Origin of the sequence: Methylobacterium brachythecii, assembly GCF_014196345.1 — a bacterium.
GTDB classification, from domain to species: Bacteria; Pseudomonadota; Alphaproteobacteria; order Rhizobiales; family Beijerinckiaceae; genus Methylobacterium; species Methylobacterium brachythecii.
Genome location: NZ_JACIDN010000005.1, coordinates 245,038 through 268,344, shown reverse-complemented (window position 1 = coordinate 268,344; position 23,307 = coordinate 245,038). Strand labels below are relative to the sequence as shown.

20 protein-coding genes are annotated in these 23,307 nt (G+C 66.3%); 8 read left to right on the top strand and 12 right to left on the bottom strand.

Annotated features, from left to right (window positions below; all coding sequences use genetic code 11):
* The first annotated feature begins 15 nt into the window (after positions 1–15).
* Both GGR33_RS14870 and GGR33_RS14865 read left to right on the top strand, forming a co-directional pair.
* Positions 16–624, top strand: a complete 609-nt coding sequence (locus GGR33_RS14870; protein ID WP_183506522.1) for a cytochrome b — start codon at positions 16–18, stop codon at positions 622–624.
* Entirely contained in the window at positions 621–1,205 is a 585-nt protein-coding gene (locus GGR33_RS14865; RefSeq protein WP_183506520.1) for a YceI family protein, read from the top strand. Before GGR33_RS14870 ends, GGR33_RS14865 begins: the two co-directional genes overlap by 4 nt.
* A 64-nt stretch (positions 1,206–1,269) precedes the next feature.
* On the opposite strand, the gene GGR33_RS14860 is transcribed toward GGR33_RS14865, so the two are convergent.
* Positions 1,270–2,169 (bottom strand): outer membrane protein, encoded by a 900-nt coding sequence (locus GGR33_RS14860; RefSeq protein ID WP_183506518.1) that lies wholly within the window; start codon positions 2,167–2,169, stop codon positions 1,270–1,272.
* 405 nt (positions 2,170–2,574) lie between these two features.
* Between GGR33_RS14860 and GGR33_RS14855 the strand changes: the two genes are divergently transcribed.
* From GGR33_RS14855 to GGR33_RS14845, 3 genes are all read left to right on the top strand, one after another.
* Positions 2,575–2,835, top strand: coding sequence for a hypothetical protein (locus GGR33_RS14855; RefSeq protein ID WP_183506517.1), 261 nt, complete (start codon positions 2,575–2,577; stop codon positions 2,833–2,835).
* Positions 2,836–3,136: 301 nt separating this feature from the next.
* Complete coding sequence (locus GGR33_RS14850) at positions 3,137–4,615, top strand: DEAD/DEAH box helicase (protein WP_183506515.1); 1,479 nt, start codon at positions 3,137–3,139, stop codon at positions 4,613–4,615.
* 116 nt (positions 4,616–4,731) lie between these two features.
* A complete protein-coding gene (locus tag GGR33_RS14845; protein ID WP_183506513.1) occupies positions 4,732–5,790 on the top strand; it encodes a GGDEF domain-containing protein in 1,059 nt (352 codons plus the stop codon).
* Positions 5,791–5,809: 19 nt separating this feature from the next.
* Here GGR33_RS14845 and GGR33_RS14840 read toward each other — a convergent pair whose 3' ends face one another.
* The 7 genes from GGR33_RS14840 to GGR33_RS14810 all read right to left on the bottom strand — a co-directional run bounded on the left by GGR33_RS14840 (position 5,810) and on the right by GGR33_RS14810 (position 13,044).
* Positions 5,810–6,193 (bottom strand): HesB/IscA family protein, encoded by a 384-nt coding sequence (locus GGR33_RS14840; RefSeq protein WP_183506511.1) that lies wholly within the window; start codon positions 6,191–6,193, stop codon positions 5,810–5,812.
* Between the two features lie 124 nt (positions 6,194–6,317).
* Positions 6,318–6,701 carry an SUF system Fe-S cluster assembly protein gene (locus GGR33_RS14835; protein WP_183506509.1) on the bottom strand — a complete coding sequence of 128 codons (384 nt, stop codon included), beginning with the start codon at positions 6,699–6,701 and terminating at the stop codon, positions 6,318–6,320.
* 50 nt (positions 6,702–6,751) lie between these two features.
* Complete coding sequence (locus tag GGR33_RS14830) at positions 6,752–7,996, bottom strand: cysteine desulfurase (protein ID WP_183506507.1); 1,245 nt, start codon at positions 7,994–7,996, stop codon at positions 6,752–6,754.
* Positions 7,997–8,172: 176 nt separating this feature from the next.
* Complete coding sequence (locus tag GGR33_RS14825) at positions 8,173–9,495, bottom strand: SufB/SufD family protein (RefSeq protein ID WP_183506505.1); 1,323 nt, start codon at positions 9,493–9,495, stop codon at positions 8,173–8,175.
* Positions 9,495–10,244, bottom strand: coding sequence for a Fe-S cluster assembly ATPase SufC (gene sufC / locus GGR33_RS14820; RefSeq protein WP_183506503.1), 750 nt, complete (start codon positions 10,242–10,244; stop codon positions 9,495–9,497). Before sufC ends, GGR33_RS14825 begins: the two co-directional genes overlap by 1 nt.
* A gap of 92 nt (positions 10,245–10,336) precedes the next feature.
* Positions 10,337–11,806 (bottom strand): Fe-S cluster assembly protein SufB, encoded by a 1,470-nt coding sequence (gene sufB / locus GGR33_RS14815; protein WP_183506501.1) that lies wholly within the window; start codon positions 11,804–11,806, stop codon positions 10,337–10,339.
* A 68-nt stretch (positions 11,807–11,874) separates the two neighbouring features.
* Positions 11,875–13,044: a cysteine desulfurase family protein gene (locus GGR33_RS14810; RefSeq protein WP_183506499.1), complete on the bottom strand. Its 1,170-nt coding sequence runs from the start codon at positions 13,042–13,044 to the stop codon at positions 11,875–11,877.
* Between the two features lie 296 nt (positions 13,045–13,340).
* Between GGR33_RS14810 and GGR33_RS14805 the strand changes: the two genes are divergently transcribed.
* On the top strand, positions 13,341–13,994 hold the full coding sequence (locus GGR33_RS14805) for an alpha/beta hydrolase (protein WP_183506497.1): 654 nt from the start codon (positions 13,341–13,343) through the stop codon (positions 13,992–13,994).
* A gap of 60 nt (positions 13,995–14,054) precedes the next feature.
* Here GGR33_RS14805 and GGR33_RS14800 read toward each other — a convergent pair whose 3' ends face one another.
* The 4 genes from GGR33_RS14800 to GGR33_RS14785 all read right to left on the bottom strand — a co-directional run bounded on the left by GGR33_RS14800 (position 14,055) and on the right by GGR33_RS14785 (position 19,964).
* A complete protein-coding gene (locus tag GGR33_RS14800) occupies positions 14,055–14,528 on the bottom strand; it encodes an SRPBCC family protein (protein WP_425488786.1) in 474 nt (157 codons plus the stop codon).
* A 37-nt stretch (positions 14,529–14,565) separates the two neighbouring features.
* On the bottom strand, positions 14,566–14,988 hold the full coding sequence (locus GGR33_RS14795; protein ID WP_246413155.1) for a VOC family protein: 423 nt from the start codon (positions 14,986–14,988) through the stop codon (positions 14,566–14,568).
* Positions 14,989–15,098: 110 nt separating this feature from the next.
* Complete coding sequence (locus GGR33_RS14790) at positions 15,099–19,187, bottom strand: Pls/PosA family non-ribosomal peptide synthetase (protein WP_183506494.1); 4,089 nt, start codon at positions 19,185–19,187, stop codon at positions 15,099–15,101.
* A 180-nt stretch (positions 19,188–19,367) separates the two neighbouring features.
* Positions 19,368–19,964, bottom strand: a complete 597-nt coding sequence (locus GGR33_RS14785) for a histidine phosphatase family protein (RefSeq protein ID WP_183506492.1) — start codon at positions 19,962–19,964, stop codon at positions 19,368–19,370.
* A gap of 130 nt (positions 19,965–20,094) precedes the next feature.
* On the opposite strand from GGR33_RS14785, the gene GGR33_RS14780 reads away from it, so the two are divergent.
* Both GGR33_RS14780 and GGR33_RS14775 read left to right on the top strand, forming a co-directional pair.
* On the top strand, positions 20,095–21,048 hold the full coding sequence (locus GGR33_RS14780; RefSeq protein WP_183506490.1) for a polyphosphate kinase 2 family protein: 954 nt from the start codon (positions 20,095–20,097) through the stop codon (positions 21,046–21,048).
* A gap of 208 nt (positions 21,049–21,256) precedes the next feature.
* Positions 21,257–23,239, top strand: a complete 1,983-nt coding sequence (locus GGR33_RS14775; protein WP_183506488.1) for a methyl-accepting chemotaxis protein — start codon at positions 21,257–21,259, stop codon at positions 23,237–23,239.
* Positions 23,240–23,307: the final 68 nt, after the last annotated feature.

Below are 23,307 nucleotides of genomic sequence, written 5' to 3'. Positions count from 1 at the left end.
ATCGGGAGGTCGGCCATGGGCACCGCCGTGTCCGCGCGGCGCTACTCGCTCGTGGCCATCGTGCTGCATTGGGCGAGCGCACTGGGTGTGCTCGCCCTGATCGGCATCGGTCTGACGATGGCCCATGCGGGATTGACGCCGATGCGCCAATTCCAACTCTACCAATGGCACAAATCCGTGGGGATCACGGTGTTGGGCTTGACGGTTTTGCGCTTCGCCTGGCGCCTGTTCCACAAGCCTCCGGCCCATCCCGCCGCAATGCCGGTTCGGGAACGACGGGCGGCCTCAGCCGCGCATGGTTTCCTCTACCTGCTTCTCGTAGGGCTGCCCCTCACGGGCTGGGCCGTGGTCTCGCTGTCGCCCTTCAACATCCCGACCGTGCTCTACGGCTTGGTTTCCTGGCCGCACCTGCCGCTCGCGGCTCTGGTTCCCGACCAGGCCTTGGCGGAAGCGATCTTCAAGCGGGTTCATGCCTATGGGGCTTGGCTGCTGATCGCTCTGCTCGTCCTGCACGTGGCGGCGGCCCTTCGCCACCACTTCATCCTCCGCGACGACGTCCTGCGTCGCATGATGCCAATGCGCGGATCGCGGTCGGTATCCGAACCCTTGGGATCATCGCGATGAAGACGTCCCTCCTCTGCCTCGCGACGGCCCTGCAGGTCGTTGCGTTGCCGGCCGCAGCGTCCGAATGGGCGGTGGACCCAGCCAGGAGTTCGATCAAGTTCTCCGGCGTGCAGGTCGGGGCGCCCTTCACCGGGCGCTTCGAGCGCTTCGACGCCAAGATCGATTTTGACGCCGCCAAACCGGAAGCCGGGCACGCTACGGTACTCGTCGATCTGGCCAGCGCCCGCACGGGGGACGTCCAGCGGGACGAGGCGCTGCCGCAGAAGGACTGGTTCGATGCGAAAGCCGCGAGCCAGGCTCGCTTCGAGGCGGCTCGTTTCGTCGACAAGGGGCGGGGCGACTACGAGGCGGTCGGAACCCTGACGATCAGGGGAACGAGCCGGCCGCTCACGCTCCCTTTCCATCTCTCGTTCGAACAGGGAAAGGCCCATGCCGTCGGCCGCGTCGGACTGATCCGGACGGATTTCGGAGTTGGTCAGGGCGTGTGGGCGACGGGCCAATGGGTCGCCCTCGACGTCGGTGTCGCCGTCGACCTGATCGCCACGAGTGCGTCCGCAGCGGCCAGGGGCGACGGAGGCTGATCGGCGATCCCGACGAGTCGAGACCGCCCCTCACGGAGCGGTCTCGCCAGCGGTGGATCGACGCTTAGAACGATCCGAACTTGTAGTTGATGCCGGCGCGCACCACGGCGAACTCGGTGTCCTGGCGGCGAATGGACCCGCCCAGCACGTTGCCGTCGCCGCCAGCGATGCTCGCCACGGTGCCGTTCGGACGGATCGCGAAGCCGCCGGCGTTGCGGTTGCCGCCGCGATCCATGTCCACGTAGAGGCCCTCGAGCTTCAGCGTCACGGCCGAAGAGTTGAACACGTTCAGGAAGGTGTTTGTCGGCAGGGCATACTCGACGCCGCCGCCCACCGCGTAGCCGGTCTGGAAGTCGCTGCTCGAAGAGTTCGGCAGACCGAAGTCGCGGCCGCCGCCGGCGCCGTAGGCGAAGCCGGCCGTGCCGTAGACGAGCGTGCGGTCGAAGGCGTAGCCGAGGCGTCCGCGCACCGTGCCGAAGAAGTCGAGACCGGACAGGCCGTTCGGATTGAAGAAGGTCACGCCCGTGGCTGCCCGCGTGCCGGGGCCGGGAATGAAGTTGTTACGGCCGCGTCCGAAATCGGCGTACTGGGCGTCGGCTTCGATACCGACCACGACACCCGAGCCCGGCGTGAACTGGTAATTGTAGCCGATCTGACCACCGCCGACGAAGCCGCTGTTGTCGTTACGGTTGTTGAACGCGACGGCCCCTGCCGAGGCTGCGAACGGTGCGACGCTGGAGACGAGCAGGCCGCTGGCAGCGGTCGTGCCGATCACCGTCGCCGGCTGATCGCTCTGCGTGCCGAAGCCGTAGCCGGCGTTGAGACCCGCATAGAAGCCCGTCCAGGTGAAGACCGGCAGCGGCGAGTACATTTCCGGTGCGGCAGCGCGGCGCGGAAGGTCGGCGGCCGAGGCGACGGCCGTCAGGCTCGCGAGGACAGTCGAGGCGAGGAGCAGCTTTTTCATCAGACGAAGAGTCCTGGATTGGCGAAAGCCGGTGGGCTTCGAGCCCCGGTCCCGTGAGAAGGCTTGTCGCGTTCCTGCAACAAGTCGCTCAAATGCCCCCGACTCCGTCAAAGAAAGGTAAAGCTTACTCGGGTGCTTCCAGGAGACTTCGACGGATGTGTCTTTCCGCACATCAGCCAATGTAGAGAGCTATGATGCGGAAACTTCATGGTTAATCTTCGTAATCCGTTGGCCATGGTTGGAAATCATTCGGAAACCATAAACTTCGGACGTGATGCTTGGCTCGTGCCCGGGTGTGCCGCAAGGGGGAATAGCGGCCGGCTCCCGTGTCAGCCCGCGTTAACCGCGTTCGTCGATCATGGGCAGCGCGACCCGCTCTCGGCGTTCGCTCAGGGTGTCCGCTCCATGTCGCTCGATTCCCCCGAACTGCCACGCCCACGTGGACTGCTCGCCACGACGGCCATCTTTGCACTCGTTTTGGGAGTCGGCGGCTTCGGGATCGCCCATCGCCTTGCCCAGTCCATCGAGCACCAGAAGAGCCGGGTTGCCGCGTTGAAACCGGGCATCGTCGATCCGGAGACGACCGGCTCGATCGGCACGTCGGCCCGCAGCATCGTGATCGACCCTTGCGTCGCCCGGGAACGACTGATCGTCCGCGGCCCTTGAGGCCATTGCCGCCGGGGAGATCCGGCGCGCGAAGATTGACAAGCCTCGGCAAGCCTCTAAACGTCGCGCACGCTCGCACCCCCGGCGGGGCGAGGATGGTGCGCGGCCGAAGCGACGGCTGCGGTGCAGAACCGGACGTTTCCGCCGCTTTGTGAGTTCGACCGACCCGAACAGGGATGCGCGAAACCTTGTCGCGCATCCCTGTTCGGGTTTCACGATTTCGCATCATTCGCTCGTGCGAGCGGCCGCCGCTCCGCACCGTTGATGCCGAAGACCTCGCGCGGATGGTCTCCCAACAACCATGCCTTTTGCCGATCTCGGACTGAGCGACAAGGTCCTCCAGGCCGTCGCCACCGCCGGATATACCGAGCCGACGCCGATCCAGGCGAACGCGATTCCGCATGTGCTCGCGCGGCGGGACGTGCTCGGCATCGCCCAGACCGGCACCGGCAAGACCGCGGCCTTCACTCTGCCGATGCTGACCATGCTGGAATCGGGCCGTGCCCGTGCCCGCATGCCGCGTACGCTGATCCTCGAACCAACCCGAGAGCTCGCGGCGCAGGTCGTCGAGAATTTCGAGCGCTACGGCACCAACCACAAGCTCAACGTCGCGCTGATCATCGGCGGCGTCTCCTTCGCCGACCAGGATGCCAAGCTGATGCGCGGCACCGATGTGCTGATCGCGACGCCCGGTCGCTTGCTCGACCATTTCGAGCGCGGCAAGCTGCTGCTCACCGGCGTCGAGCTACTCGTCATCGACGAGGCCGACCGCATGCTCGACATGGGCTTCATCCCCGACATTGAGCGCATCGTGAAGATGGTGCCGTTCACGCGCCAGACGCTGTTCTTCTCCGCGACGATGCCGCCGGAGATCGAGCGCCTCGCCGACATGTTCCTGTCGAACCCGCAGCGCGTCGAGGTCAGCCGCCCAGCCTCGGCCGCGACGACGATCGAGCAGAAGCTCGTCGCGACGAGTTCCGAGGCGGCGGCCAAGCGTGACACGCTGCGCAAGCTGATCCGTGCGGCGGACGAGCTCAAGAACGGCATCGTCTTCTGCAACCGCAAGCGCGACGTCGCGCTGCTGCAGCGCTCGCTCGCCAAGCACGGCTTCTCCGTCGCGGCGCTGCACGGTGATATGGACCAGCGTGCCCGCATGCAGGCGCTCGACGGCTTCCGCTCCGGCGAAGTGCCGCTGCTCGTCGCCTCTGACGTCGCGGCGCGCGGCCTCGACATCCCGGCCGTGAGCCACGTCTTCAACTTCGACATCCCTCACCATGCGGAGGACTACGTCCACCGCATTGGCCGTACCGGCCGCGCCGGCCGCGCCGGCCATGCCTTTACGCTGGTGGGACGCGGCGACGAGCGCTCGCTCTCGGCGATCGAGAGCCTGATCGGCCAGCCAATCGCGTGGCTGGATGGCGATCTCGCCTCGCTCTCCGCGACTGGCGAGGGCGACGGGGATGAGGGCCGCCCGCGCCGCCGTGGCGGCCGCAAGGAGCCCGCCCAGAGCGAAGCGCGCGCAGAGGGCGGACGTGCCGAAGGTGGACGTCGAGTCCGTGGCCGGCGCCCGCGCTCCGAAGAGCAGAGCGCCGAGGCGACAGCTCCGCCGGAGCCGCGCGCCGAGGCGCCGCGGCGGTCCGCCGAGCGCGTGCCGAGCGAGCGTCCGCGCGAGAACCGTCGGCCCGATCACCGGCGCGACGATGACGGCGACACGCCGGTCGGTCTGGGCGAACACGTGCCGGCCTTCATGATGCGTCCCGTCACGATCAAGAAGGACTGACGGCGCTGCGCTGAGACCGGGAACCCGCGGGCCTTCGGCTTTTCGAACCGCGGCTTAACTCGGTGTCCACCACCTGCCGGCCATCATGGCGGCGGGGCAGGTTGGATGAGTTTCAGATGAACGGCGCGGGTCACGAGGATCGCGAGCGGAGTTTCGTCATCGCGCAACGCGCGAACGAGCTGATGCGCGACTACGGTTCGTCGGCGAGCCCGCGTGCCTATGCGATCTGGTACACCTACGTCTCGGGTCGGCAGCCGCCGATGAACGAGGCGATCAAGCGCGTCACTTCGAAGAGCGGCGTTCTGTCCGATACGGACATCGACGATCTCTACGAGGCCTTCATCGACGGCCGGAACGTCGAGGGCGAGCTGGATCGCCACAATGCCGGCCTGATCGCTGAAGTTCAGAACATCATGGAGATGATCGACCTGTCGCTCGGCTCGACCGCGCAATACGGTGCCTCGCTGCAGGCGATCTCGAAGGACCTCGCCAACACGACGCCGCACCGGTTGAAGGACATCGTCGCGACGCTGATCACGAACACGCGTGACGTCGCAGCGAGCAACAAGACGCTCGAGGCGCATATGCGCGAGAGCCGCCGGGAAATCGAAGGACTCCGCGAGACTCTGGCCGCCGCCCGCCTGGAAAGCCTGACCGATCCGCTCACGGGGCTGTCGAACCGGAAGCATTTCGAGGAGACCCTGAACAAGGAGATCGAGGACGGCGCCAAGTCCCCCCAGCCTGCCAGCCTGATCCTGATCGACATCGATTTCTTCAAGCGCTTCAACGACCAGTTCGGCCATCTGACCGGCGATCAGGTGCTGCGGCTCGTCGCCATCGTGATGCGCGAGACGGCCGTTTCGCGCGGCGCGACGCTCGCGCGCTTCGGCGGTGAGGAATTCGCGATCCTGCTGCCTGGCTCCAGCCGGGAAGCCGCCCGCACCGTAGCCGAAGCCGTGCGCACCAGCATCATCGGCCGCGAGCTGGTGAAGCGTGCCACCGGCGAGTCGCTCGGTAAGGTCACGATCTCGCTCGGTGTCGCGCAGCGGCGTTCGAACGACACCGCCGTGTCCTTCATGGAGCGCGCGGATGCCTGCCTCTATGCGGCCAAGCGCTCGGGCAGGAACAAGACGATGGACGACGCCGAGGTCACGGAATTCTCGCAGGTCGCCTGACCGCGCGACGAGCGCCCTTTCAGGCGGTGACGCCTGCTGCGGCGAGACGGTCCGGCGTCGCCGGCGTAATCGCGATGGATTCGCCGCAGCCGCAGGCCGAGGTCTGGTTCGGGTTGTTGAACACGAACTGAGACGACAGCTTGTCGGTCTTGAAGTCCATCTCGGTGCCGAGCAGGAACAGCACTGCCTTCGGGTCGATGAAGACGGTGACGCCGCGATCCTCGACCATGTCCTCGCCGGCTTTCCGCTCCTCGGCATATTCCATCGTGTAGGCCATGCCGGCGCAGCCGCCGTTGCGCACGCCGACCCGTAGGCCCGCGATCGGCTTGTCCGCATCCGCCATGATCGCCTTCAACTGATCCGCGGCGCGGTCGGTCAGCGAGATAACCTTGAAACCTGACATCGTTCTCTCCTGCGGCCGGGTTCAAGGCCCGGGCGGGTGAGGGGGTACATCTTCAAGATAAGCACTGGACCTTAACCGGTCCACCGCACGCAATCGCGCAGGTGCTCCCCGCGCAGATCGCGGTTCACCACATGTCGAGGGCGACGCGGGCCTCGTCGGACATTCGGCTTTGGTCCCACGGCGGATCGAAGACCATGGTCACGGCGCAGGATTGCACGCCGGGCACCTTGGTGACCGCATCCTCGACCCAGCCCGGCATCTCGCCGGCCACCGGGCAGCCCGGCGCGGTCAGCGTCATGTCGATGGCAACCTTGCGGTCATCGGCGATGTCGACCTTGTAGATCAGGCCGAGCTCGTAGATGTCGGCCGGGATCTCAGGGTCGTAGACGCTCTTGAGCGCGGCGACGATGTCGTCGGTGAGCCGGTCGAGTTCTTCGGGCGGGATCGCGGAAGCCGCCGCGACGGCCGGCGTGTTGTTGCCGCCGGTAATGGTGGCGTCGGTGCTCATTGTGTCACTCCTCCGATGCGGCCTGGAGCCGCGACGGAAACTCCGAAAAATCAGGCGAACATCATCTCGGCCTTGGCGAGGGCCTCGGCCAGCACGTCGATCTCGGCCTTCGTATTATACAGGCCGAACGAGGCACGACAGGTGGAGGTGACGCCGAAACGGTTGAGGAGCGGCATCGCGCAATGTGTGCCGGCCCGCACCGCGACGCCTTGCCGGTCGATGATGGTGGCGACGTCGTGGGCGTGCGCTCCCTTCATCTCGAAGGCGACGACGCCGCCCTTCTCGCGGGCAGTTCCGATGAGGCGCACCGAATTCATCGCTCCGAGCCGCTCCTGCGCGTAGGCGGTCAGGGCGTCCTCGTGAGCGGCGATCGACTCGCGGCCGACGCCCATCATGAATTCGAGAGCAGCACCGAGGCCGATCGCCTCGATGATCGCAGGTGTGCCGGCCTCGAAGCGATGCGGCGGGTCGTTGTAGGTGATCGTGTCTTGCGTGACGGTGCGGATCATCTCGCCGCCGCCTTGGTAGGGAGGCAGGCGGTCGAGCCATTCCTTCTTGCCGTAGAGCACGCCGATCCCGGTCGGCCCGTAGACCTTGTGGCCGGTGAAGACGAAGAAGTCGCAATCGAGCGCCTTCACGTCGATCGTCCGGTGGACCGCGCTCTGCGCGCCGTCGAGCAACACCGGCACGTTGTGAGCGTGGGCGATGCGGATGATGTCCTCGGCCGGCGTGACCGTGCCGAGTACGTTCGACATGTGGGTGATCGCCACCATCTTGGTGCGCGGTGTGAAGAGCTTTTCGTATTCCTCGACGAGGAAGTTGCCCTCGTCGTCCACGGGAGCCCACTTGATGACGGCACCGTAGCGCTCGCGCAAAAAATGCCAGGGCACAATGTTGGAGTGGTGCTCCATGATCGAGAGGATGATCTCGTCCCCCTCCCCGATCAGACCGGCCCGATGCATCGACGAGGCGACGAGGTTGTAGGCCTCCGTCGCGTTGCGGGTGAAGATGATCTCGTCGGTCGAGACCGCATTGAGGAATTGCCGCGTGGTCTCGCGCGCGCCCTCGAAGCCCTCGGTCGCGGCATTGGCCATGTAGTGCAGGCCGCGATGCACGTTGGCGTAGCCGCCCTCCATGCAGCCAACCATGGCATCGATCACGGCTTTCGGCTTCTGGGCCGAGGCCGCATTATCGAGATAGACCAGGGGTTTGCCGTAGACCGACTGCGAAAGGATCGGGAACTCCTTGCGGATTTCCGCGACGTCGTAGCCGGGCTGGCGGAGGGGTGCGTTCATCGGGTCGGACCTGACTTTCCCACCCCGAACCTCATCCTGAGGTGCCGGAGCGAAGTGGAGACCTTGCGGGAGGGCTCCAGATGTCTCCGCGATCCCTGGACCCCTCCTTCGATGCCCGCTTTCGTGGGCACCTCAGGATGAGGTTCGATGATGGGATCGCCCTTGTCGGCCCGGGCTCAGCCCCGCGCCTTCAGCCAGCCCTCGACCTCGCCGATCAGCGCATTCCGCGCGCCGTCGTGCGTGACCGATTCCAGAGCCTCGCCGATGAAGGCCTGGACGAGCAGACTCTCGGCGACAGGCTTCGGCAACCCGCGGGCCATGAGGTAGAACAGGAGCTCCTCGTCCGGGGCGCCGCAGGTGGCGCCGTGGCCACAGGCGACGTCGTCGGCGAAGATTTCGAGCTCCGGCTTGTTCATCATCTGCCCCTCGTCGGTGAGGAGCAGGCAGTCCGACTTCATCTTGCCGTCGGTCTGCTGCGCGATCTGGCGGACGATGATCTTGCCCTGAAAGACGCCGGTGGCATCACCGTCGATCACCGTCTTGAACTGTTCGCGGCTCACCCCGCCGACGGCGGCGTGATCGGCCAGAAGCGTCGAGTCGGCGAGCTGGCCGTCGCCGAGCATGGCCGCGCCGTTGACGGTTGCCGTGGCGTTCTCGCCCGCGAAATGCAGGTAGATCTGGTGGCGCGAGAGCGCACCGCCGAAGACCAAGTTCACGCTCTCTATATGCGCCTCGGCGCCGAGCCGGGCCGCGATGGTCGAGAGCGCGACTGCCTTGTCGCCCTCCCGGTTCAGTCGGGTGTGGCGCAGGGTGGCCTTGTCGGCGATGACCGCGTCCACGACGTCGTTCGGCTGGTAGGCGATACCGTTCGGACCCTCGTGGGTCTCAAAGAGCGAGAACTCCGCGCCCTCGCCGACCGTCACCAGCACGCGGGTCGCCGTGGAGAAGGCCGTCTCGCCGGTGCCGACAAAACGCAGGTGCACCGGCGTCTCGACCCTGGCGCCAGCCTCCACCGAAATTAGCGCGCCATCGGCCAGAAAGGCGGTGTTGAGCTGGTAGATTGGGTTCTCGCGGGTCTGCTCGACCGGGGCGAGCTGGCCGAGGCGCACATCGCCCTTGGCGAGGGCCTCGTTGAGCGGTGTGACGGTGACGCCGGCCGGCACACGGCCGAGATCCGAAAGGCCGGCGACGAGATGGCCGTTAACGAAGGTCAGCCGCACGGCCTCGACATTCGCGAGCCCCTTCGCCGACGAGATGGCAGCCTTGGCAGCGTCCGCAGAGGGAGCCTCGGCCGGCGGGGCGGCCTCGACGATGGCAGCACGCAGGTCGGTGTACTTGAAAGCCTCGACGCGGCGGCTCGGCAGGCCGGTCGCCTCGAAGAACTTGAAGGCCTCCTCGCGCGCGATCTGCTCGTGGGTCGCCAGGCTCTGGCGGGTCGTCTCGAACAGCTTAGAGAGGCCGGTCTCGGCCGAGGTGCGCAGGTTCTTGATGTCGGCCATTACGCGGCCTCGCTGCGGTAATCGGCGTAGCCCGACTGCTCGAGTTCGAGCGCGAGCTCCTTGCCGCCGGTCTTCACGATCTGGCCCTTCGACATGACGTGCACGGTGTCGGGCACGATGTGGTTCAGGAGCCGCTGGTAGTGCGTGATGACGAGGAAGGAGCGGCCCTTCTCGCGCAGCGCGTTCACGCCCTCGGAGACGATGCGCAGGGCATCGATGTCGAGGCCGGAATCGGTCTCGTCGAGCACACAGAATTTCGGCTCCAGGAGAGCCATCTGCAGGATCTCCATGCGCTTCTTCTCACCGCCGGAGAAGCCGACGTTGAGGGCGCGCTTGAGCATCTCCTTGTTGATCTCGAGCTTGTCGGCCGCCGCGTTGACCTTGCGGATGAAGTCCGGGGTCGAAATCTCGCCCTCCTCTCGGGCGCGGCGCTGCGCGTTGATGCAGGCCTTGAGGAAGGTCATCGTGCCGACGCCGGGGATCTCCAGCGGGTACTGGAAGGCCAGGAACAGGCCGGCCGCAGCGCGCTCGTCCGGCGCCATCTCCAACACGTTCACGCCGTCGAGTAGGATCTCGCCGTCGAGGACATCGTAGTCCTCCTTACCGGCGATGACGTAGGAGAGCGTCGACTTGCCGGAGCCGTTCGGGCCCATGATCGCGGCGACCTCACCGTCATTCACGGTGAGGTTCAGGCCGTTGAGGATCTGGTTGTCCTCGATCTTCACGACGAGATTCTTGATTTCGAGCATGCTGGGGTCGTCCTAGTTGGAAGCGGCAGCCGGACCCCGCCGCGAGGCAGAGGGGTCGGCGCCGACGTTGAGCGTTTCTGTTTGGGTGAGCCTCAGCCCACCGAGCCTTCGAGGCTGATCGAGATCAGCTTCTGCGCCTCGACGGCGAACTCCATCGGAAGCTGCTGCAGCACGTCGCGGACGAAGCCGTTGACGATGAGCGCGGTGGCCTCCTCCTCGGAGAGACCACGCTGCTGGCAGTAGAACTTCTGGTCCTCGGAGATCTTCGAGGTGGTCGCCTCGTGCTCGAAGACGGCCGAGGCGTTCTTCGACTCGATGTACGGCACGGTGTGTGCGCCGCACTGATCGCCGATCAGTAGGGAGTCGCAATTCGTGAAGTTGCGGGCGCCCTTGGCCTTCTTGTGCGCCGAGACGAGGCCCCGGTAGGTGTTCTGCGAGCGGCCGGCCGAGATGCCCTTGGAGATGATCCGGCTCGTGGTGTTCTTGCCGAGGTGGATCATCTTGGTGCCGGAATCGACCTGCTGCATGCCGTTCGACACCGCGATCGAATAGAACTCGCCACGGCTGTCATCGCCGCGCAGGATGCAGGACGGATACTTCCAGGTGATGGCCGAGCCGGTCTCGACCTGAGTCCAGGAGATCTTGGAGCGGTCGCCGCGGCAATCGCCGCGCTTCGTCACGAAGTTGTAGATGCCGCCCTTGCCCTCGTTATCGCCCGGATACCAGTTCTGGACGGTCGAGTACTTGATCTCGGCATCCTCCAGGGCGACGAGCTCGACCACGGCTGCATGGAGCTGGTTGTCGTCGCGCTTCGGGGCCGTGCAGCCCTCGAGATACGAAACGTAGCTGCCCTTGTCGGCGATGATGAGCGTGCGCTCGAACTGGCCGGTGTCGCGCTCGTTGATACGGAAATAGGTCGACAGCTCCATCGGGCAGCGGACGCCCGGTGGGATGTAGACGAAGGAGCCGTCCGAGAAGACCGCCGAGTTCAGCGTCGCGAAGAAGTTGTCGGTGACCGGCACGACGGAGCCGAGGTACTTCCGGACGAGGTCCGGATATTCGCGCAGGGCCTCGGAGATCGGCATGAAGATCACGCCGGCCTTCGAGAGTTCCTTCTTGAAGGTGGTAGCCACCGAGACAGAGTCGAACACGGCGTCGACGGCGACACGACGCTCGGGGGCGATGCCCTCCAGCACCTCGACCTCGCGCAGCGGGATGCCGAGCTTCTCGTAGGTCTTGAGAATCTCGGGGTCGATCTCGTCGAGCGACTGGGCCGCCTTACGTTTGGGCGCGGCGTAGTAATACAGGTTGTTGTAGTCGATCTTGTCGTAGGATACGCGCGCCCAGTTCGGCTCCTGCATGGTCAGCCAGCGGCGATAGGCGTCGAGGCGCCATTCGAGCATCCACTCGGGCTCGTCCTTCTTGGCCGAGATGAAGCGAATGACGTCCTCCGAAAGGCCCCTCTCGGACTTCTCCATCTCGATCGTCGTCTCGAAGCCGTACTTGTACTGGTCGAGGTCGATCGAACGGACGCGGTCGATGGTCTCCTGCACTGCAGGCATTCAACGTCTCCTGACGTCGCCGGCCTGGACGGCTGGCGCATTTGCGAGATGACGGTGGAAGGCGAACATCATGCCGCCTGCCCTCGCCGCTGATATAGTGACTGGACGACCCGTTCGAAGGCCGTGAGGAAGCGGGACACGTCCTCTTCCCGTGAATTCCAGCCAAAACTGACGCGCAGCGCCCCCGCAACGAGCGCAGGGCTCACGCCCATCGCGGCGAGCGTGGCAGAACGTGCCACCTTTCCGGACGAGCAGGCCGAGCCGGACGACACCGCGACGCCGGCAAGATCGAAGGCAATCAGCGCCGTGGCGGCTTCGAGGTCGGGAACGGCGAAGCTGAAGGTGTTCGGCAGACGCTCGTCGTCTCCGAATAGGACCGCTTCCTGCGCGAACTCGAGCGCGCGGCGCTCCAACTCATTGCAAAGCTGGGACAGCCGATAATGCTCATTTTCCAGCGACGAGAGGGCGATCCTTGCAGCTTCGCCCATGGCGACGATACCGGGAACGTTCTCGGTACCGCAGCGAAGGCGCAACTCTTGGCCACCGCCCCGAACGAACGCGGCTTCCAGAACAACACCCCGCCCCAAGACGAGGGCACCGACGCCTTTCGGCGCTCCAAACTTGTGCCCTGACAAAGTCAGTGCATCGAGGCCGAGTTCATCGAAGTCGAGCGGGATCTTGCCCACCGCCTGCACGGCATCGCTATGCACGAGCGTTCGGCCATGCTTGCGCGCCAGCAAGACGATGTCTTCGAGCGGCTGCTCGACGCCGGTCTCGTTGTTGGCGGCATGCACCGAGATCAGCAGGCTCTCGCCGGTCAATGCACCAAGCCGCTCGCGCAGCACGTCCATGCGGAGCAGGCCGGCGGCATCGACCGGCAAAACCTCGACAGCGTCGGCCGGGAAGCGGTGGCCGGCGGAAACGCAGGCATGCTCTGTGGCCGACATGAGCAGTCGCTTCGGCGCCGGCTGCCCGTCGCGCCGAAGGGCGCCCGAGAGCACGGCATTCGCCGCCTCGGTGCCACCGCTGGTGAAGGTCACCTGCCGCGCCCGCGCGCCGACAAGGGCGGCGACCGCATCGCGGGCGGCATCGATCTCGGCGCGAGCGGCACGGCCTTCCGCGTGGATCGAGGACGGGTTGCCGGGCAGCATCAATGCACGCGCGACCGCCGCTGCCACGTCCGGACGAACCGGCGTGGTGGCGTTGTGGTCGAGATAGCTGCGTGCCGCTCCGTGCATGTGGTCTTCGAGGTTGATCGATCTCGGCGTTCGATTTTGCAGCGCCCGCACCCGTGGGTGCCGGATTTCCTTGCTTTTGCCCCCGGGCAGCGTGCTAAGGCGCTGCCACGAACATCAGCAATGAGACGCGGCGCTTGCCGACCGCTACTTTAGAATGCTTCTAATCGCCTAGAATTATTCTAAGCCGCTTGTACGGAGCTGGCGGAACGAGTCAAGGCGTCGCGCAGAGCGGGCCGGCCCGTGTCCTGCGAGCATCGATGCAGCGGAGGCGAACGGACGCTCCGCCTGAGGACAGTATGCCCGAAGTCATCTTCACCGGCCCGGCCGGTCGCCTCGAAGGTCGCTACCAGGCGCCCAAGAAGAAGGGCGCGCCGATCGCGATCATCCTGCATCCGCACCCCCAATTCGGGGGCACGATGAACAATCAGATCGTCTACAACCTGTTCTATACGTTCGCGAATCGCGGATTTGCGGCCCTGCGCTTCAATTTCCGCGGCGTTGGCCGCAGCCAGGGTGCCTTCGATCACGGCTCGGGCGAATTGTCGGATGCAGCTTCGGCGCTCGACTGGGTGCAGTCGGTCAACCCAGAGGCCAAGGCCTGCTGGATCGCCGGTGTCTCCTTCGGCTCCTGGATCGGCATGCAGCTTCTGATGCGTCGCCCGGAGATCGAGGGCTTCATCTCGATCGCAGCCATGGCCAACCGCTACGACTTCACCTTCCTCGCCCCCTGCCCGTCCTCCGGCCTTTTCGTGCATGGCTCGGAGGACCGCGTGGCCCCGGCCCGCGAGGTCATGCCGGTGATCGAGAAGGTGAAGGTCCAGAAGGGCGTCATCATCGAGCACCAGATGGTCGAGGGCGCCAATCACTTCTTCGACGGCAAGGTCGACGAGCTGACGCAGACCGTCGATACGTATCTCGACAAGCGCTTGGGTCCGGCGAAGGCGGCTTAACGCCACGCCGACGCGGACAAACCCTCTCTCGCATAGGAGGGAGGGTTTGTGCGTCCTGCCCTACAGCGTCACCGCCAGGGCGGCGAGCTGATCGGTCGCCGTCCCCCAGCCTTGGTGAAACCCCATCTTCTCGTGGGCTTCGCGGTCGGCCGCCGTCCAATGGCGGACGCGCGCCGTGTAGCGCGTGCCCTCGCCTTCGGGCTCGAAGGTGAGGATTCCCGTCATGAACGGCTTCTGCGAGGGCTCCCAGGCCGAGGTGTAGGCATCGGTGAAGACGATGCGCTCGTTCGGCACGACATCGAGATAGATCCCGCGGTTGGGAAACTCGGTGCCGTCGGGCCCCTGCATGACCACGAGGCTCGATCCACCTGGGCGCAGGTCGTTCTCGGCATGGACGGTCTTGAAGGGCGGCGGCGTGAACCACTGCCTCATCAACTCCGGCTCGGTCCAGCAGCGATAGAGGGCGGCCGGGCTCGCCGCGATCAGGCGTGTGAGCACGAGATCGCGTTCCGCGTTGTCGGCGGTTTCGGTCATCGTCATTCTCCGTCGATTTGGGTCCGCGCGCGGGCGCTCAGGGCTTCGGCTGGTTCAGCGCCCAGATCACCCCGAACGGGTCCCGGAGCTGGCCGTAGACGTCGCCCCAGAACATCTCGGAATAGGGCGTGACCACGCTGCAGCCGGCCGCGACCGCACGGTCCCACCACGGCGCAATGTCGTCGACGAGCAGCGTCATCGTGAAGGCCTGCGGCGGTAGCAGCGGATGGCCGTATTCCGGATAGGCGTCCCCGAGCATCACCGACGACCCGTTGATGTGCAGGTGAACATGCATCGTCCGTCCCTTGTCGTCGGGCGGGATGGCGAAGGCGGTCTCGGCACCGAAAGCCTGCGCGTAGAATTCGGCGGCCTTCATGGCGCCATCCAGCATCAGATAGGCGACGACTCCACCCTTCGTGATGTTCTTGGGTGGGATCATATTCGGCGTCTCGTTGCTCATCGCGGCGTTCCTCGCGTGCTCGGCCTTGTCAGGCCCCGTCCTCTAGACGAACGAAGCGCGGCCATCCCGACAGCCTCCCGCGATTCTTTTGCAGAAAAGATGACGGGCGATCAGGCTGCCTGCTTGATCTCCACAGCCGCGCGCACGACCGGTACCGGCGGTGCCCCTTCCCACTCGCTGTGCGGCGGAATGGTTTCACCCTTCATGACGATGGTGAGCGGGCGCAGCCGGGCGAAATCGCCGACCTTGGCATCGTAAAGCACGGTGGCGAAGGAGCCGATCGCGACGCCGTTGCCGATCTCGACGCGGCCGACCTTCATGATGCGGTCCTCGTAGAGATGCGTCTGGGCCGCCGCGACGCGGTTGATGGTGACGTAGTCGCCGATCGTCACGCAGTCGAACTCGGTGACGTCGGTGGTGAACAGGCAGCAGCCCTGCCCGATCTTCACGCCGAAGAGCCGCAGCATCCAGGGCAGGAAGGGCGTGCCCATCATGTGCTCGAGCAGCACCTTGCCGGCCAGCCCCCAATAGGCCACCGCGATCGCCTCGGTGCGCATGGCGAACCAGGACCACATCGGGCGCATGCCGGGCTTGTAGGTGCCCATCAGCAGCCATTTCAGGATGATGACGGCGGTCGTCTGGATGAAGGCGAAGGCGAGGCTGAGCAGCAAGAAGCTGATGGCAAGCCCGCTCCAGTCCTCGGCGAGGATCGCCGGGTAGAAGTAGAAGTCGATCGCGCAAACGGCGAGCGTGAGGTAGAGCATCGGCGAGAACGAGGTCGAGAAGGCCTCGAACAGGCCACGCCGCAGCTTCGGCCCGATGCCGGGCTCGTAGGTCTTGCCGATCTGGCCGAGATCGACCCGCTGGCGGGTCGGCAGCTTGATCGGCGGCGAGCCAAACCAGGTGTCGCCGGGCGACATCTCGGCGTTGGCAGGCGCCTTCGACTTGATACCGATCAGTACGTCGTCCGGGATGATCGCGCCCGGCTGCACGACCGCCTCGTTGCCGATGAAGACGCGCGCGCCGGTCGTCACCGGCTTGGTCTCGACCCAGCCGCGGACGATCTCCTCCTCGCCGATGATCACCTCGTCGGCCAGGAAGTTGTTGGCGCCGATATCGACGACGTCGTAGCGGCCGGACAGGTTCGTCGAGATCTCCGAGCCCTTGCCCATCCGCGTCCCCATGATGCGGTACCAGGCCCGCATGTAGACGGTGGCGAAGAGCGAGGAGAGCATCTCCAGTGTCACCTCGACGGCGAGCGCCAGGGTCCATTTGCGCAGGTAGAACAGCGAGTGGACCGAGTAGATCTCGGTCTTCAGCCGCGGCATCAGCACCCAGCGCATCAGCGAGATGAGCAGCACCGAACTCGCCGTCATCAGCATGGCGGTCGGCCAGGTGAGGAGCGGCAGGTACCAGTGGTAGTCGATGTCGGTGACGTCGCCGAGCGAGTCGCTGATCTGGTCGAACACGAAGAAGGCCGGGAAGATCGGCAGCAGGCCGACCGACGGCACGATGGTGACGATCGCCAGATAGGCGGCGCCGAGCCAGAAACGGCGCGTGGGCGAGGCGTAGGCCGGCTCCGGCAGTTCGGAGACGTCGACCATGCCGACCTTACGACCTGGCGAGCCGTCCCAGCTCTCGGCCTCACCGATAACGGTGCCTTCCGGGACCGTTGTCAGGTCGGCGAGCTGGGCGTAGTCGCCGACCACGGTGTCTGGCCCGAAGACGCAGGAAGCGCCGGTGACGACGTCGCGCCCGATCGTCACCGTGCCGATGACGAGTTCGTTGCCGATCACCTCGGCATTGGCGACGACGTTGTGGCCGCCCAGGGTCGCATCCGCGCCGATCGTGAGAAGATCCGGTGCGCCGACGACGAGTTCGGAGACCAGCGCGTCCTTGCCGATTTTGGCACCCATCAGGCGCAGGTACCAGACGATGGCGGGCGAGCCCTGCAGCCACTTGATGTGAACCAGCGGCGCCAGCCGCGAGACCAGCCACCAGCGGAAATAATATTGGCCCCAGAGCGGGTAACGCCCGGGCTTGGTTCGCCCGAGCAGGACCCACTTGGCCGCGATCGCAATGAACCCGGTCCCGAGCACGAGGCCGATATAGACCGCGAGCAGCACGCCGAGCTCGGCGAAGAAGCTGAGGCCGCCGCCGGTGAGCAGCAGGTAGGTCACGAAGATGCCGAGCCATTGCGAGGTCGCCAGCGCGATCACGAAGGGCAGAGCGATGGCCTGGGCCAGTCCGCAGAGCGCGCGGCGCATCAGCGGAGGCGGCTCGAAGCTCAGATCGCGCACGGCGACATCCGTGCCGACGCCGCCGAAACGCGCGATCAGGTCGTCCGACATCGCCCGCAGGGTGCGGTGGGAATAGACGTCGCGAATGGTCATGGCCGCCAGCACCGGCGTTTCGCGCACCGCGCCGACGAAGCGCGCGGCGAGCAACGAATGGCCGCCGAGATCGGAGAAGAAATCCGCGTCGAAGCCGATGGGCTGCTCGCCGAATGCCCTCTTCGCTGCCGCCAGCAGCGCCGCCTCGGTGGCGTTGGCCGGCTCCTCCTGCTCGCCCTCGACCCGGGTCACGGTGAGCGGGGCGGCTTTCAGCGCCTTGCGGTCGACCTTTCCGGAGGTGAGCCGCGGCAGGGTCTCCACGGTCTCGAAATGGCCGGGCACCATGTAGGGCGGCAGCTGCGCGGCCAGGGACTTGCGGAGTGCCGCCGGATCGACCGCCGCGCCGCGCTCGGGCACCACGAAGGCGACGAGGCGCTCGACGCCATCGTCGTTGCGCACGACAACGGCAGCCTGGTTGATGGCCGGTTCGGCCCGAACCCGCGTCTCGATCTCGCCGAGCTCCACCCGGAAGCCACGGATTTTGACCTGGTCGTCGATGCGGCCGTGGAACGCGATGCGTCCCTGCTCGTCGAGCGAGACCGCGTCCCCCGAGCGGTAGAGGATCGGATCGATGCCGCCGGTTGCGAAGGGATTGGCGACGAACTTTTCGGCCGTCAGCTCGGGGCGCTGCAGGTAGCCCTTGGCGACGCCGGGTCCGCCGATCAGCAACTCGCCTTGCTGGCCGGGGCCGAGCAGGTTCAGTGCCTCGTCGGCGACATAGATCGTGTAGTTCGGGATCGGGCCGCCGATGGTGACGGGCTCGCCCGGCGTCATTTCTGCGGCGGTGGCGACCACCGTCGCCTCGGTGGGGCCGTAGGTGTTGAAGAGCTGGCGCCCATTTACCGCCCAACGGCCGACGAGCGGCTCCGGCAGCGCCTCGCCGCCGAGCAGCACGAGCCGCACCTTGGGCAGGTCGCCGGGGATCATGGCGAGCAGCGTCGGCACCGTGTCGAGCACCGTGACGCCGGCTTCCGCGATGATGCCGGACAGGCTCTCGACATCGCCCATCATGGTCGGCGTCGCGACGAAGAGTGTCGCGCCGACGAGATACGGCACCCAGATCTCTTCCATCGAGAGATCGAAGGCGACCGAGGCGCCCTGGAAGACGACGTCGTCCGGCTGCATGCCGTAGAGCGCATTCCCGGAGCGCAGGAAGTGGCAGATGTTGGCGTGGCTGATGACGATGCCCTTCGGCACGCCGGTCGAGCCCGAGGTGTAGATCAGATAGGCCGGATGCTGTGGCGTCAGGCGCAGCGTCTTGAGGTCCGGCGCCGGGGCGCCCTCCGGTACGTCGCGCAGCAGGGATTCCGTGGTGACGACGGGAGCGGCATCGGGCGCACCCGATTTCAGCGCCTCGGAGACGAGCAGGGCCTTGGCCTCCGCGTCCTTCAGGCAGATTCCGACGCGCTCGGCTGGCGCCTCGGCGTCGAAGGGAAGCCAGGCGGCGCCGGATTTGGTGATGCCGATCTGCGCGATCAGCAATTCGGGGCCACGAGGCATCCAGAGGCCGACGACGGCACCCGGGCCGATGCCGCGATTGGCCAAAGCCGCAGCCACGGCGTCGGAGCGAGCGTCGACCTCGGCATAGGTGAGGGCCGGATAGCCGCCTTCGGCACCGCGCGCGGCGGCATCGATCAGGCAGGGGTGGTCCGGGCGTGCCTCTGCGCTCGCGCGAAAAATGTCGGCGAGCACCTCGTCGCGGATGAGCTCTGGTCGGGAGTCTCCATATAGCACGGCCTTGCCGACGAGCCCGTCGGGCAATGGTGCCTCCTGGCGCGCCGTGCTCGTGTCGGTGAGTGTGCTCATCCGAACTCCCGCTCCCGTCAGGGACCGGCCCTCTGGTCTTGGATCGGCTCGGCGACGCTTGGCCGACGCTCGGGGCCGTTTTGCGACCGGCCCCTGCCTTCACGGGAGCGTGAGCCCCGTCGAGCGTCGCCTAGCACGGTTCCATGCCGCGCTTGAACCGGATTTGAATACGGGATGGCGTCAGGCCCAGCGCCAACCGCCCGGCTCGATCACCAGGATCTTTCCCTGGCGGATGCCGAGGCGCACGGCGGCATAGGTGTCGAGATGACCGAGTGCCACCAAGGCCGCGCGGGCGACGCCGCCATGGGCGACGATCACCGTGGGGCCGTCGAACTCGCCGAGCATCGCGCCGACCCGCTCTGCGAGCATGGCATAGCTCTCCGCGCCCTCTCCCTTCGGCCGGTAATTCCAGCGGTCGCGGTCGCGAGCCGAGGCGCCGGACGGGTCCCAGCGCCGGATCTCGGCCCAGGTCGAGCCTTCCCAGGCGCCGAAGCCGATCTCCATGAGCCGCGGATCGGTCCGGTAGTGGTCGGGGGCGAGATCGAGGGTCGTACGCAGTGCCTCCATGGTCCGGCGGGTCCTCAGAAGCGGGCTCGCGATGAAGTCGGCCTCAGCCAACCCCAGGCCCGCGACTGCGCGCAAGCGCGCCGCCGCTTCCGCTGCCTGGACCAGCCCGGTCGCGTTGAGGTCGATGTCGCGCTGGCCCTGAAGCCGTCTCTGCGCGTTCCAGTCGGTCTGGCCGTGACGAACGAACCAGATGGCCGATCTCGGCTTCACGCCATTGTCCCGATACTCTTCGACGCCCGTCTCGGCGAATCGCGCCGCGTCTTAACCTGGATCATAGTGTGGCGCTTCGGTAGCGTGACGCGACCGCGATCCAAAACCTCGCCAGGGCACGATTTTCCGCATGACGAAGAAGCACGGCAAGCATCAGGGCGCCGCAGATGGGCAGAAAGACTCTGCCAAAGCGTCGCAGGGCGCGGCAGGCACCGGCGAGCCGCTTGCCGGGTCGGCTCCCGCGCTCGTCGGCGGCCATATCCCGATCGTGCCGCGCCCTGCGCCCGGAATCGTCATGGTCGAGCCCGGCGAGACGGTCAGCCTCGCCGCGATCGATGCGAGCACCGATGGCGGCTTCGAGAAGGAAGCCGCCAGGGAACTGCTCAAGGCGGAGCGCACGCGTATCCAGGCTTTGCAGGAGCGGCTCTACGCCGAGCACAAGCGCAGTCTGCTCGTGGTCTTCCAGGCCATCGATACCGGCGGCAAGGACGGCACCATCCGCAGCGTCTTCGAGGGCGTGAACCCGCAGGGTTGCCGGGTCTGGTCGTTCAAGGTGCCGAGCACGGCGGAGCTCGATCAGGACTTCCTGTGGCGCTACCACCTCCGCACCCCGGGCCGCGGCATGATCGGCATTTTCAACCGCAGCCACTACGAGGACGTCCTCGTGGTGCGGGTGAAGGATCTCGCGCCCGAGCCGGTCTGGCGCGAGCGCTACGGGCTGATCAACGATTTCGAGCGGCTGCTCACCGCATCGGGCACCACGGTGCTAAAGTTCTTCCTCCACATCTCGAAGGACGAGCAGAAAGAGCGGCTGGAGGCCCGGATCGCCGAACCGGAGAAGCACTGGAAGTTCGATCCAGCCGATCTCGTCGAGCGCAAGAGCTGGGGCGCCTACCAGAAGGCCTTCGAGGACGCGCTCTCGCGCTGCTCCACGCCCTACGCTCCCTGGCTCGTCGTGCCGGCTAATCGTAAGTGGTATCGCAACCTCGTTGTCGCTCGCACCATCGCCGACACGCTCGAAGCGATGGCCCCTCAGTTTCCTGAGGCCAAAGAGGGGATTGAGGGCCTGAAAGTGGAGGATTGAGTAGCGCGCAGAGTGATCGCCGGTTGCCGTACAAGTTGTGTGCGTCGGCACTCAAATTTGGTTGAACGGGGCTTCGATTAAGGGCGCTTTAGCATCTGGCGTTCTTAACGTCCTTCGGGGGTTAAGTGGTGCGCGACCGAGTTTTCGGGCCGCCCGCCAGTCGCTGCCCCGCACCCATCCTCTCGCCTGCGGCCGGCATATGACGACCATGTTCTCCTCGACCAAGAATCGTGAGGGCGCGGCTAGACTCGCGGCCCTCGACGCCGTTCAGGCGGTGATCGAGTTCGCGCTCGACGGGACCATCCTGACGGCGAACCGGAATTTCCTTTCGGCGATGGGCTACGATCTCCAGGAGATCGTCGGCCGCCATCACAGCCTGTTCGTCGAGCCGGGCGAGCGGGACACGGTCGAATACCGAGCGTTCTGGGATGGCCTGCGCGCGGGCGATACCCAGGCCGGGCAATTCCGACGTTTCGGCAAGGGCGGAACCGAGGTCTGGATCGACGCGTCCTACAACCCGATGCTGGGCCGGAACGGGAAGCCCTACCGGATCGTGAAATTCGCCACCGACATCACCCGTCAGAAGGCGAAAGATGCGGATCTCGAGGGTCAGATCGCCGCGATCCAAACCTCGAATGCCGTGATCGCCTTCGATCTCGACGGCAACATCCTCGAAGCGAACGCCAACTTCCTCGCGACCATCGGCTATACGCTGTCCGAGGTCGAGGGCCGGCATCACCGGATCTTCGTCGACGCGGCCACGGCCGCGAGCCCCGACTATGCCGCGTTCTGGCAGGCTCTCCGGGGCGGCCACTTTCAGGCCGGCCAGTTCAAGCGCCTGCGCAAGGACGGGGGCGAGATCTGGATCGAGGCGACCTACAACCCGATCCTCGATGCCGCCGGCAGGCCCTACAAGGTGGTGAAGTTCGCCACCGACATCACCCAGCGCAGGCTCCGGGACGCGGATGCCGCGAGCCAGCTCGCCGCCATCAATCGGTCCCAGGCGGTGATCCAGTTCGACCCTTTGGGCGCGGTGCTCGACGCGAACGAGAACTTCCTGAACGCGGTCGGCTACCGCCTTGAAGAGGTGCGCGGGCGCAACCACAGCATCTTCGTCGGGGCCGAGTATGCCGCGACGCCCGAATACACCGCTTTCTGGGATCGTCTGCGCAGCGGAGATTTCATCTCTGGCATGTTCCAGCGCATCGGCCGGGACGGCCGCGTGATCTGGATCCAGGCCACCTACAATCCGATCTTCGATGCGGACGGCCGGCTCCAGAAGGTCGTGAAATACGCCACCAACGTCTCCGCCAGCATGCAGGCCCGCAACGTCGCCATGGAGGCGGCCGAGCGCACCCTCGACAACGTCTACAAGGTCACGCAGGCCGCCGAAGGCATGAGCGATGCGGCGGTGTCGACTTCGCAGAGCATGGCCCAGTCGAAGGCCATGATCGGCGAGATCCACAGCCGCGCCCACGAGGCCGATGCCTCGACCGCGCGCTTGCGGGCCGCCGCGGGCGCCATGGGCGGCGTCGCCGAGACGATCGCGGACATCGCCCGTCAAATCAACCTTCTGGCTCTGAACGCCGCGATCGAAGCCGCGCGGGCGGGTGTGGCCGGGCGGGGCTTCGCCGTGGTGGCGGCGGAGGTGAAGGCGCTCGCTGGGCAATCGGCCACCGCGACGGGCCGGATCGGCAGCGAGATCGGTGGCATGCAGGCCATCTCCGACGAGGTGGGTGCCACGCTCGCCACGATCACCGCCGCGATCGGCACGATCAGCCGGCACGTCGATGGCGTCGCCGCCGCCACGGACGAGCAGAGCCGGTCCGCCGGGGATATCCTCGTCAGCATGCGGCACGCGGCCGGCGGCGTCTCCCGGATCAGCGCCAGCCTCGACGACTGGACGGTCGGCCTGCACGAGCGGCGCACGGACCGGAGGACCCGTGTCCTGCTGCCGGCGACGATCGCTCTCGCCGGCGGCCATCTCGTCGAGTGCACCATCCGGGACATCTCGCCGGGCGGGGCGAAGATCCACGTCCGTAACGGGATACAGGTGCCGGACCAGTTCGTGATGACGGTCGAAGAAGGCGGCAGCCGTCTCGACTGCCGGGTCAGGAAACGGTCCGACGGCATGCTGCACATTCAGTTCGTCGAGGGCAGCGCCTTGCCGCTGGGTATGTTCGCGGCCTGACTTGAAACGCCGGCGAGCCTCCGCAGCCTTGCCTTCGCGTAGGGTCGTCGCGGAGGCTGGCCTGAAGG

Bases quoted from the DNA above. Each gene is read 5' to 3' on its own strand.
- GGR33_RS14800 (WP_425488786.1), bottom strand. From the start codon at position 14,528: ATGACCGAAACCGCCGACAACGCGGAACGCGATCTCGTGCTCACACGC.
- GGR33_RS14825 (WP_183506505.1), bottom strand. From the start codon at position 9,495: ATGGCCGACATCAAGAACCTGCGCACCTCGGCCGAGACCGGCCTCTCT.
- GGR33_RS14810 (WP_183506499.1), bottom strand. From the start codon at position 13,044: ATGCACGGAGCGGCACGCAGCTATCTCGACCACAACGCCACCACGCCG.
- GGR33_RS14805 (WP_183506497.1), top strand. From the start codon at position 13,341: ATGCCCGAAGTCATCTTCACCGGCCCGGCCGGTCGCCTCGAAGGTCGC.
- sufC (WP_183506503.1), bottom strand. From the start codon at position 10,244: ATGCTCGAAATCAAGAATCTCGTCGTGAAGATCGAGGACAACCAGATC.
- GGR33_RS14855 (WP_183506517.1), top strand. From the start codon at position 2,575: ATGTCGCTCGATTCCCCCGAACTGCCACGCCCACGTGGACTGCTCGCC.
- GGR33_RS14845 (WP_183506513.1), top strand. From the start codon at position 4,732: ATGAACGGCGCGGGTCACGAGGATCGCGAGCGGAGTTTCGTCATCGCG.
- sufB (WP_183506501.1), bottom strand. From the start codon at position 11,806: ATGCCTGCAGTGCAGGAGACCATCGACCGCGTCCGTTCGATCGACCTC.
- GGR33_RS14830 (WP_183506507.1), bottom strand. From the start codon at position 7,996: ATGAACGCACCCCTCCGCCAGCCCGGCTACGACGTCGCGGAAATCCGC.
- GGR33_RS14870 (WP_183506522.1), top strand. From the start codon at position 16: ATGGGCACCGCCGTGTCCGCGCGGCGCTACTCGCTCGTGGCCATCGTG.
- GGR33_RS14840 (WP_183506511.1), bottom strand. From the start codon at position 6,193: ATGTCAGGTTTCAAGGTTATCTCGCTGACCGACCGCGCCGCGGATCAG.
- GGR33_RS14775 (WP_183506488.1), top strand. From the start codon at position 21,257: ATGTTCTCCTCGACCAAGAATCGTGAGGGCGCGGCTAGACTCGCGGCC.
- GGR33_RS14790 (WP_183506494.1), bottom strand. From the start codon at position 19,187: ATGAGCACACTCACCGACACGAGCACGGCGCGCCAGGAGGCACCATTG.
- GGR33_RS14835 (WP_183506509.1), bottom strand. From the start codon at position 6,701: ATGAGCACCGACGCCACCATTACCGGCGGCAACAACACGCCGGCCGTC.
- GGR33_RS14850 (WP_183506515.1), top strand. From the start codon at position 3,137: ATGCCTTTTGCCGATCTCGGACTGAGCGACAAGGTCCTCCAGGCCGTC.
- GGR33_RS14860 (WP_183506518.1), bottom strand. From the start codon at position 2,169: ATGAAAAAGCTGCTCCTCGCCTCGACTGTCCTCGCGAGCCTGACGGCC.
- GGR33_RS14865 (WP_183506520.1), top strand. From the start codon at position 621: ATGAAGACGTCCCTCCTCTGCCTCGCGACGGCCCTGCAGGTCGTTGCG.
- GGR33_RS14780 (WP_183506490.1), top strand. From the start codon at position 20,095: ATGACGAAGAAGCACGGCAAGCATCAGGGCGCCGCAGATGGGCAGAAA.
- GGR33_RS14795 (WP_246413155.1), bottom strand. From the start codon at position 14,988: ATGAGCAACGAGACGCCGAATATGATCCCACCCAAGAACATCACGAAG.